The organism is Haematobacter missouriensis (assembly GCF_000740775.1).
Taxonomy (GTDB): Bacteria; Pseudomonadota; Alphaproteobacteria; order Rhodobacterales; family Rhodobacteraceae; genus Haematobacter; species Haematobacter missouriensis.
Map to the genome: position 1 here is coordinate 239,257 of NZ_JFGS01000003.1, position 9,377 is coordinate 248,633.

The 9,377-nt window shown below is 65.1% G+C and carries 11 protein-coding genes and 1 tRNA gene; 3 read left to right on the forward strand and 9 right to left on the reverse strand.

Annotated elements, in window-relative coordinates; genetic code table 11:
- Positions 1 to 4 precede the first annotated feature (4 nt).
- Positions 5 to 817: a 3-deoxy-manno-octulosonate cytidylyltransferase gene (locus CG51_RS05220; RefSeq protein ID WP_035742684.1), complete on the forward strand. Its 813-nt coding sequence runs from the start codon at positions 5 to 7 to the stop codon at positions 815 to 817.
- A 168-nt stretch (positions 818 to 985) separates the two neighbouring features.
- Positions 986 to 1,879, forward strand: a complete 894-nt coding sequence (galU, locus tag CG51_RS05225; protein ID WP_035707656.1) for a UTP--glucose-1-phosphate uridylyltransferase GalU — start codon at positions 986 to 988, stop codon at positions 1,877 to 1,879.
- A 160-nt stretch (positions 1,880 to 2,039) separates the two neighbouring features.
- Here the strand turns inward: galU and CG51_RS05230 are convergent, their stop codons facing one another.
- The 9 genes from CG51_RS05230 to CG51_RS05275 all read right to left on the reverse strand — a co-directional run bounded on the left by CG51_RS05230 (position 2,040) and on the right by CG51_RS05275 (position 8,191).
- Positions 2,040 to 2,504 carry a PTS sugar transporter subunit IIA gene (locus tag CG51_RS05230; protein WP_035742686.1) on the reverse strand — a complete coding sequence of 155 codons (465 nt, stop codon included), beginning with the start codon at positions 2,502 to 2,504 and terminating at the stop codon, positions 2,040 to 2,042.
- Between the two features lie 36 nt (positions 2,505 to 2,540).
- Complete coding sequence (gene hpf / locus CG51_RS05235) at positions 2,541 to 3,116, reverse strand: ribosome hibernation-promoting factor, HPF/YfiA family (RefSeq protein WP_035707662.1); 576 nt, start codon at positions 3,114 to 3,116, stop codon at positions 2,541 to 2,543.
- An 11-nt stretch (positions 3,117 to 3,127) separates the two neighbouring features.
- The gene (locus CG51_RS19045; protein ID WP_233141287.1) at positions 3,128 to 4,489 is read right to left on the reverse strand and encodes an RNA polymerase factor sigma-54; all 1,362 of its coding nucleotides are present in this window, start codon (positions 4,487 to 4,489) and stop codon (positions 3,128 to 3,130) included.
- Between the two features lie 16 nt (positions 4,490 to 4,505).
- A complete protein-coding gene (lptB, locus tag CG51_RS05250; RefSeq protein ID WP_051930100.1) occupies positions 4,506 to 5,264 on the reverse strand; it encodes an LPS export ABC transporter ATP-binding protein in 759 nt (252 codons plus the stop codon).
- Positions 5,265 to 5,269: 5 nt separating this feature from the next.
- A complete protein-coding gene (gene lptA, locus CG51_RS05255; RefSeq protein WP_035742697.1) occupies positions 5,270 to 5,818 on the reverse strand; it encodes a lipopolysaccharide transport periplasmic protein LptA in 549 nt (182 codons plus the stop codon).
- Complete coding sequence (gene lptC / locus CG51_RS05260; RefSeq protein WP_051930062.1) at positions 5,815 to 6,483, reverse strand: LPS export ABC transporter periplasmic protein LptC; 669 nt, start codon at positions 6,481 to 6,483, stop codon at positions 5,815 to 5,817. Before lptC ends, lptA begins: the two co-directional genes overlap by 4 nt.
- Before the next feature lie 4 nt (positions 6,484 to 6,487).
- Positions 6,488 to 7,450: a KpsF/GutQ family sugar-phosphate isomerase gene (locus tag CG51_RS05265; RefSeq protein ID WP_035742700.1), complete on the reverse strand. Its 963-nt coding sequence runs from the start codon at positions 7,448 to 7,450 to the stop codon at positions 6,488 to 6,490.
- A 16-nt stretch (positions 7,451 to 7,466) separates the two neighbouring features.
- Positions 7,467 to 8,078 carry a ribonuclease D gene (locus CG51_RS05270; RefSeq protein WP_035742703.1) on the reverse strand — a complete coding sequence of 204 codons (612 nt, stop codon included), beginning with the start codon at positions 8,076 to 8,078 and terminating at the stop codon, positions 7,467 to 7,469.
- Positions 8,079 to 8,106: 28 nt separating this feature from the next.
- Positions 8,107 to 8,191 (reverse strand) — tRNA-Leu (locus CG51_RS05275).
- A 171-nt stretch (positions 8,192 to 8,362) separates the two neighbouring features.
- Here CG51_RS05275 and CG51_RS05280 point away from each other — a divergent pair.
- Positions 8,363 to 9,349 carry a complex I NDUFA9 subunit family protein gene (locus CG51_RS05280; RefSeq protein ID WP_035742706.1) on the forward strand — a complete coding sequence of 329 codons (987 nt, stop codon included), beginning with the start codon at positions 8,363 to 8,365 and terminating at the stop codon, positions 9,347 to 9,349.
- Positions 9,350 to 9,377: the final 28 nt, after the last annotated feature.

A 9,377-nucleotide genomic window follows, 5' to 3' on the forward strand; every position in this document is an offset into this window, starting at 1 on the left:
GCCCATGAAGACGCTCATCGTCATTCCAGCCCGCTACGCCTCCACCCGCTATCCGGGAAAGCCGCTTGTCCCGCTGACCGGGGCGGATGGGGTACCCCGCACGCTGATCCAGCGGTCGTGGGAGGCGGCAATCGCCGTGGGCGGGATCGACCGGGTGGTGGTCGCCACGGATGACGACCGGATTCGCGCAACGGCGGCGGCCTTCGGCGCGGAGGTTGTGATGACCCCCGACACCTGCCGGAACGGCACCGAACGCTGCGCTGCAGCATATGCGGCACTGGGGGGCGGCTACGACATCGTCGTCAACCTGCAGGGGGACGCGCCGCTCACACCCCATTGGTTCGTGGAGGACCTGATCGCCGGGCTGAAAAAGGCGCCGGAAGCGGAGATCGCGACACCGGTCCTGCGCTGCGATGGCGCGATGCTGGAAGGGCTGCTGGCCGATCGCCGCGCGGGCCGGGTGGGCGGCACGACAGCGGTCTTTGGGGCGGGGGGGAAAGGGCTCTACTTCTCCAAGGAGGTGATTCCCTTTACCTCTCAAGCCTATGAGCCGCAGGAACCGACCCCGGTCTTTCACCATGTGGGCGTTTATGCCTATCGGCCCGAGGCGCTTGCGGCCTATCCCGGCTGGGAGGTTGGTGTGCTGGAGACGCTGGAGGGTTTGGAGCAGCTCCGATTCCTGGAGAACGGCCGCGCGGTGCTTTGCGTCGAGGTGGCGGCGCGCGGGATGGAGTTCTGGGAACTCAACAACCCGGAGGACGTTGCCAAGATAGAAGCCATGCTGGCCCGGCGCGGGGGAGTTTTACCTGCAGGATAGGCAACATCTTGCCTAAATTGTCAGCAATTTCTGTGGCAAAGCGGCGTTTGGGTGCTACTATCTTTCCGCAGGTGCATAACTACGTCGTCCCGTCACAGAATGCGCTATAGTGTTGGTGTAGTCGCGTCGGAATTGGCCGGCGCTGAACGCCACAGTTCGGAGACCCGAATGAAGACCAAAGTTACCAAGGCCATTTTCCCCGTCGCGGGCTTGGGAACGCGGTTCCTGCCCGCGACCAAATCCGTGCCGAAGGAGATCATGACCCTCGTTGATCGCCCGCTGATCCAGTACGCGATCGACGAGGCGCGGGCTGCGGGGATTGAAGAGTTCATTTTTGTCACCTCCAAGGGCAAAAGCGCGCTCGAGGATTACTTCGACAACGCGCCGGAGCTTGAGAATTCGCTCCGCAAGTCGGGCAAGACCGACCTGCTGGAAATCCTTCAGTCCACCTACATGGATTCCGGGGAGATCGCCTATATCCGCCAGCACAAGGCGCTCGGTCTCGGCCATGCCGTGTGGTGCGCGCGGAACCTCGTCGGCGATGAGCCCTTCGCGGTGATCCTGCCCGATGACGTGATCGCGGCGGAGCGGCCCTGCCTGCAGCAGATGGTGGAAGCCTATGCCGAAACGGGCGGCAACATCGTCGCCGCGATGGAAGTGCTGCCTGAAAAGGCATCCTCCTACGGCGTGCTCGATATCGCCGATGACATGGGCTCGCTGGTAAGGGCGAAGGGCATGGTGGAGAAGCCGAAGAAGGGGGAGGCTCCGTCGAACCTCGCCGTGATCGGCCGCTACATCCTGCAACCCAAGGTCATGCAGCATCTCAACGAGAAGAAGGAAGGCGCGGGTGGGGAAATTCAGCTCACCGACGCCATTGCCCGTGAGATCACCGAATCCGGCAACGTCTATGGTTTCCGCTTCCGCGGACAGCGGTTCGATTGCGGCTCCAAGGCAGGCTTCCTTCAGGCCACGGTCGCATTCGGGCTGGCACGGGAAGAGCTGCATGACGAATTCGCCGATTATCTGAACGAGATCGTTCCGATCCAGAAGGCGGCGCAGTAAGCGGCGGGGTTGCCGCGCCGATCTGGCGCGGCTCGCCAAACCTCCTCGGCACCGGACCCGGGAGCCCAAAACAAAAGGCCGCTCGGAAAGAGCGGCCTTTTCATTATGCCCACCGAGACGTCCTCATCCCCACTGAGACGTCGGCCTCTCCGCCGAGGCGTCAGCCGGCTGCGACCGGACGGGCTTCGGTCAGGATCGCATGCAGCTTCGCCGGATCCACGTTGGCGCGGAGCTTGGCGCAGATCTGCGGGTCGCGCATCGTGCGGGATACCAGGGCCAGCGCCTTCAGATGTTCGACCCCGCTGTCCTTCGGGGCAAATAGTGCGAAGATCAGGTCCACCGGCTGCCGGTCCACCGCGTCAAAATCCAGTGGTTTCTCCAGCCGGACGAAAGCGCCGACCACCCTGTCCACCCCGTCAAGCCGGGCATGGGGCAGGGCAATCCCGTGACCCACACCCGTAGGGCCAAGGCTTTCCCGCTCCTGCAACGCATCGGTCGCAGACGCGGCGTCCAGATCATAGGCCGCCGCGGCGATTTCGCCGAGTTCCTGAAACAAGCGCTTCTTGCTTGTCAGATGACCGATGACCTTGACGGCCCCGGGCTTGAGAAGGCTCGATATATCCATGGAGCTCTTTCGTCCGGCGCCGCCGGTCAGGCAGCGCTACCTCGTGTTACGCGGGTCGATCCAGCCGATATTCCCGTCATCGCGACGATATACAACGTTCACGCCGCCGTGTCCTTCATTTCGAAAGACCAGAAGAGACGATCCCGCCAGTTCCATCTGCATCACCGCCTCGCCCACGGACACGGAGGGTATGCGCGCCTCCATCTCCGCGATGATCATCGGTTGCAGCGTTTCGGGTTCGACATCCTCGGGTCCGTCACTCGCGGCGAGGATATACGAGGAACCCCCGTCAAAGACAACCGGCTGCGCGCGGTTCCTCTGGTGCGCCTTCAGGCGGCGGCGATAACGGCGAAGCTGCTTCTCCATCTTCTCCGTGCAGGCTGCGAAGGCGGCATAGATTTCCGTCGCCGTTCCCTTGGCCTGAATGGACAGGCCGCTGGGGAGGTGGAGCGTCGCTTCGCAGGCGAACTCATAGGAATTGCGGGAGAAGGTGACGAGGGCATCTGTCGGCTCCTGCGCATATTTGAGCGCAAGGGCGTCGATCTCCGTCCGCACATGCGTTTGGAGTGCTTCACCTATGTCGAGCTGTTTGCCGCTGATCTGATAGCGCATGGTCTCTCCTTTCAGGCTCCAGAGGGAAACCCGCGCGCGCCGCGCCGGTTCATTTCCCCGTGGTCTTTACCCCGGTCCCCGTCACTCTCCTCCATCCGGGTCAGGCGCACCGAGCGACGGCGCTGCGCTGACGACGGTATCCGCATGCCTTCACGGTATTTGGCGACGGTTCGCCGGGAAATGTCAACGCCGCGACCGCGGAGAAGGTCGCACAGCATGGCGTCGGAAAGGGGGTTCTGGGGCGGTTCTGCGGCGATCAGACGCAGGAGGTGCTGCCGGACGGCGGCGCTCGAAACCGATGTGCTTTCAGCGCCGCCCGTGACGGGGAGCGCGCTGGAGAAGAACATGGAGAGCGGCAGCAATCGGCCTCCGAAGATCAGCGACTTGGCGGTGATGGCCCGTCCAAGCGTGGAAGGGTGCAGGCCCAGCTCCTCCGCCAGTGTTATCCGTGTCAGGGGCTGAAGCCCGTCGGGACCGGAATGAAAGAAGTCGGCCTGCCGGGCAAGGATCGCTTTCCCGATGCGGAGCAGCGTGGCGTGCCGCCATTCCACCGCAGCGATCAGCGCGCGCGCCTGTGCGAGCCGCGCCTCGACGCTCTCCCCGCCGCGAAGCGCCCGGACAAGCCGGGTGTCGAGCGACAGGGCGAAAGGGCGGGCCCGCTCCACGAGGAGGCTTCCGTCATTCTGGCGCACGATACGCAGGTCCGGCAGCCTGGGCCCCAACGGGTCCGGCGACGCCTCTCCGACCGGGGCGTTCGGCAGGCCCCGCAGAAGCGCGCGGACCCGCTTCAGGAGCGGCGGGGGCAGATCCGGCAGGGAGGGGAGCGCGCGTCGCTGGCGGAGACCTCCCGTAGGGGTGGCAATGAGCGCGGCTATGCGATGGGCGGTCGTCTGGTCGATCCCGTCTTCCTCCAGCCGAGCTGCAAGGTATTCCGCAAAGCTGCGGGAGCCGACCCCGGTCGGCTCACAGGTCTTCAGCACGGTCACCGCTGCTTCGGCGAGCTCCGCGGATTGCCCGGCCGCTGTCAGCAAGGCAGTGGCCTCTCCTTCCAGATAACCGTCCGGCCCGACATGGGTGGCCAGCGTCAATGCTGCGCGGGAGAGTGGCGGGGGCAACGCCTTCATGCTGATCTGCGCTGTGAGCTCTTCGGTCAAAGGCCGCACCGCCGCCACGGTGCCGAGTGCCAGATCGTAAAGAGCCCCGCCGCTTTCCTGCCGACGGGCGCGGAATATCAGGAAGGGGTTCTCTGCCGCTTCCGCTGCCAGTGCCTCCATCAACCCCAGAGCGGGCAGCGCAAGAAGGCCGATCGACTGACGCAGTCCCGGTGTCAGCGCGAGCCGTTGCTCCTGTTTCAGGCCGAGCCTGGGTGTCACGGCCAAGTCTGCCCCCTTAGCTGTAGGTGAAGGCCTCCCCGAGATAGACGCGTCGCACGTCGGGGTTGCTGACCACCTCTGCCGCCGTGCCGCTCATCAGCACGTTTCCATCATGGAGGATATAGGCGCGATCGACGATTTCCAGTGTCTCGCGTACGTTATGATCGGTGATGAGCACACCGATGCCTCGCGCACTCAGATCCTTCACCAGATCACGGATATCGGAAATGGAGATAGGATCGACCCCCGCGAAGGGTTCGTCCAGCAGCAGGTAACGCGGGTTGGCCGCTAAGCTCCGCGCAATCTCCACGCGCCGGCGCTCCCCTCCCGAAAGGGCGAGGGCGGGCGAATTGCGCAGATGGGTGATGGAGAATTCCGAGAGCAACTCCTCCAGCCGTTCGCGGCGGCGGTGGCGATGCCTCTCCGAGATCTCAAGGATGGCGAGGATGTTGTCCTCCACCGACAGGCCACGGAAGATCGACATTTCCTGCGGCAGGTAACCGATGCCAAGCCGAGCGCGACGATACATCGGCAGGCCGGAGGCGTTCTGGCCGTCGATGATGACCTCGCCCCCGTCGGCCATGACCAGACCGGCGATAGCATAGAAGCAGGTGGTCTTGCCGGAGCCGTTCGGACCGAGCAGCCCCACCACCTCCCCGCGGGCGAGATGGAGCGAAACATCGCGGATGATCGTGCGCTTGCCGTAGCTCTTGCGCAGGCCACGCACGACAAGCCCGCTGGGCGAGGTCGGTTGCGGCGGTGTGGCGCGGGGCATCCGCATCAGCGGTTGCTCCGGCCGGATGAGGTGCCGGGCGGGTTGGCGGACTGGATGACGGTACGCACGCGCCCCTCCATCCGCCCGGTGCCGCTGTCCACATTGACGACGAGACGCTGGCCGGTGATCGTGCTTGCCCCCTGCGTGACGACGACGCTGCCGGTCATGACGATCTGGTCCTCAGCCATGGTATAGACGGCCTCCGTCCCCTGCACGCCAAGGTCGCCGGAGGCGATGAGCACGTTGCCGGTCGCGTGAATGGTGGAAATACCGCCCTGCGCCCCGTCCGTTCCCGCGGCATAGGTCGCCTCCACCCGATCGGCGCTCATCCGCGTGGTGCCCTGGGTCACCACCACGTCGCCGGTAAAGACGGCGGTACCCTTGGCCTGATCCACTTCAAGCTGATTGGAGGTGATCTCCACCGGTTGGCCCGAATCCTGCTTCATCTCGTTGAACTGGAGGCCCACGCCCTGCGCGCGGACGGGCTGGCTCAGAAGAGGGGCGAGAGGGAGCAGCAGTAACGCGCCGAGAGCCGCGCGCAGGACAAGGGTCATGGGGTCTTCCTCTCCTCGGGAGCCTTTGGCTGATACACTATCCGCACGCCTTCGGTGAAAACCAGCCGGTAGTTTTCGCCCCCGCCGTCGCCCCCGGTTTTCTGACGGAAGACCTGCATCGCTCCGGCCTGCAATGTGCCGAGCGGGCCGCGCCCGTCCACGGGACCGGTGGCGTCGAGTTGACCGACGTCGAGAAGCGCCGTGACGGTGGGGGCATGCATTTCGTATCCGTCGGAGCGGTTGACATCCACCCCGCCGCTCAGCCGGAGGGTCTTGGCACCGGTGTCCACGACTCCCGTCGGTGCAGTCACGACAGTCTCCGCGCCCCCCGGTTCTTCCAGCCGCGCGAGCACGTTTTCCGCCGTCGCATGGCCCGGATCCTCGCGGTCTGGCCGGGCGGTGTTGGCGACGATCGTGACCACCGTGCCATCGGAGGTCATCCCGGCATAGGTCGGATTGGTGATCCGCTGATCGCGGATCAGCGCCTCCACATCCAGATTGGCCTCTGCAAAGGGAATGCCGGAATTCGGGTCGATGCGGTGGGAGATCAGAAAGATGGTCGACAGGATGCCAAGAGCCACCAGAGGCAGGATGACCTTCGCCCAGGCGACGAAGCGGGAATAGGTTATCCTGTGGGTCGCGCGGGCGGCGGCGGCCTCTGTCATTGGCTCACACCACGCCCGCGCGGAGGCAGTCCTGAATGTGGATGAGACCCACAGGGTTGCGGCTGCCCTCCGGCTCCACCACGAAGAGCACGGTGATGCGCCGCTCCTGCATCACCGCCAGCGCACGCTCCGCCAGTGCGTCGGGGCCGATGGTGCGGGGGGCAGCGGTCATCACCTGTTCCGCCTGCCTGTCCAGCAGTCCGGCCATGTGGCGGCGCAGGTCCCCGTCGGTGATGATGCCGGCGAGGGTGCCGTCCGCCTCCGTCACGCCAGTGACGCCGAAGCCGAGCCGACTCATGGTCAGAAGCGCATCCGACATGGGAGCGTCGCGCGGGACGAGCGGGAGATCGGTGTGCATGAGATCGCGCACCTTGAGCAGCCGAGCGCCGAGCTTGCCGCCGGGATGGAAGACGCGGAAATTCTCTGACGTGAAATGCCGGTGTTCCATCAGCGCGATGGCAAGGGCATCTCCCAGAGCCAGCGTCATGGTGGTGGAGGTGGTGGGCACCAGACCTTCGCCACCCGCCTCCGGCGCAGGGGGAAGGAGAAGCGCCACGTCGGATTGCCGCAGCAGCGTGGACTCCGCCCGGCTTGCCACACCGATCAGCGGAATGTCGAAGCGACGGGTATGGGCGAGGATATCGGCCAGTTCGGGCGTCTCGCCGGAGTTGGACAGCACGAGCGCCACATCCTCCCGCGTGATCATGCCGAGGTCGCCGTGGCTGGCCTCCGCCGGATGGACGAAATGCGCCGGCGTGCCGGTGGAGGCAAGCGTCGCGGCGATCTTCCGCGCGATGTGGCCGGATTTCCCCATGCCGGAGACGATCACTCGTCCGCGGGTGGCGAGTATCGTCTCCACCGCCCGCGCGAAATTGCTCCCGAGCGTGTCGGCCAGCAGGACAAGCGCCTCCGCTTCGCGGAGTATCACGCGGCGGCCCGTCTGGATGAAGGTGTCGCCCTCCGTCATCTGTCGTCCTGCAAGGTCAGTGCGAGAACAGGTCGGGCTCCGCCCATCCCTTCAGGTCGAGGATGGCGCGGGTCGGCAGGAAGTCAAAACAGGCCCGTGCCAGCTCCGTCCGGTCTTCCCGCGCGAGCCGACGGTCCAGTTCTTCCCGCAGGCGGTGCAGATAGAGCACGTCAGAAGCCGCATAGTCGAGCTGCGCCTGTGTCAGCGTTTCGGCGCCCCAGTCGGACGTCTGCTGTTGCTTGGAGATATCCACGCCCACCAGCTCGCTCACCAGATACTTCAATCCGTGCCGGTCGGTGAAGGTGCGAATGAGCTTGGAGGCGATCTTGGTGCAGTACACCGGCGCCGTCAGCGTGCCGAACGCATTGTAGAGCGCGGCAATGTCGAACCGCGCGAAATGAAAGAGCTTCAGGACGTTCGGATCGGCCAGCATGCGCTGAAGATTCGGGGCGCTGGTCTGCCCCTTGCGGATCTGCACCAGATGCGCCTGGCCGTTCCCCGCGGACAGCTGAACGAGGCACAGCCGATCCCGGCGGGGGTCAAGCCCCATCGTCTCCGTGTCAATGGCCACGACCGGACCGAGATCGACTCCGTCCGGCAGGTCACCCTGATGAAGATGGATCGCCACGTTCTCACCTTTCCTCGCGGGGAGGGGGTGGTGCCCAGGAGAGGACTCGAACCTCCACGCCTTGCGGCACACGGACCTGAACCGTGCGCGTCTACCAATTCCGCCACCTGGGCCGGTGTCGTGGAGGGCGATGTATCGGGGCCGCAGGGGAGTGTCAACGGCCCTCGTGCGAATTTTTCGCTTCCCGTTCGGATTGCGCGGCAGTGCAGCATCCGGGATGCTTTGCGACTTGTCCGGGGTGCGGTGCGGGAGTAATCAGGGGCGAGACGGTGTCGGAGGCAGTCATGCAGAAGCTGGTCACGATCTATGGCGGATCCGGGTTTGTCGGGCGCTACATCGCGCGGCGGCTCGCGGCTGACGGCTGGCGCATTCGCGTGGCGGTGCGCCGCCCGAACGAGGCGCTGTTCCTGCGCTCCTACGGTTATGTGGGCCAGGTGGAGCCTGTGCTCTGCAATATCCGTGACGACGCTTCTGTGAAGGCGGCGATGACCGGGTCGGAAGCCGTGGTCAATTGTGTCGGCATCCTGAATCGCGATGGTGCGAATACTTTCGACGCCGTACAGGTCGAGGGCGCCGAGCGTATCGCGCGGCTTGCCGCCGCGGGCGGTGTAGCGCGTCTCGTGCATATCTCGGCGCTCGGCGCCGGGGAGGGGGGCAGCGACTACGCCCGTACCAAGGCGGAAGGCGAGGCGCGGGTGCTCGCGGCCTTTCCAGACGCGATGATCCTGCGCCCGTCTATCATCTTCGGCAATGAGGACATGTTCTTCAACCGCTTCGCCGCGATGTCCCGCCTCGGGCCGATTCTGCCGCTGGTAGGGGCGGAGACGCGATTCCAGCCGGTCTATGTCGATGATGTGGCCCAGGCCGCCGTCATGGGCGTGACCGGAGCTGCGAAACCGGGGGTCTACGAGCTCGGCGGGCCGGAGACGGATTCACTTCGCAACATCATGAAGAAGATGCTCGGCGTGATCCACCGGCGTCGCGCCATCCTGAACATGCCTTTCTGGCTTGCGGGGATCTTGGGTGGAGCGCTGGACCTGGGCCAGACCGTCACGGGCGGCCTGCTTGCCAACAATACTCTGACGAGAGATCAAGTCCGCAGCCTCCGCCACGACAACGTGGTATCGGGCGAGACGATGGCCTTCGACGATCTCGGCATTACCCCTGTGCATTTCGAGGCGGTGCTTCCCGATTACCTGTGGCGCTACCGTCCGTCCGGCCAATACGACGCTATCAAGAGCAGCGCCCGTAACCTGCGTAAGACATCCTGACCGCGGGAGGGCCACAACAGGGCCGTGA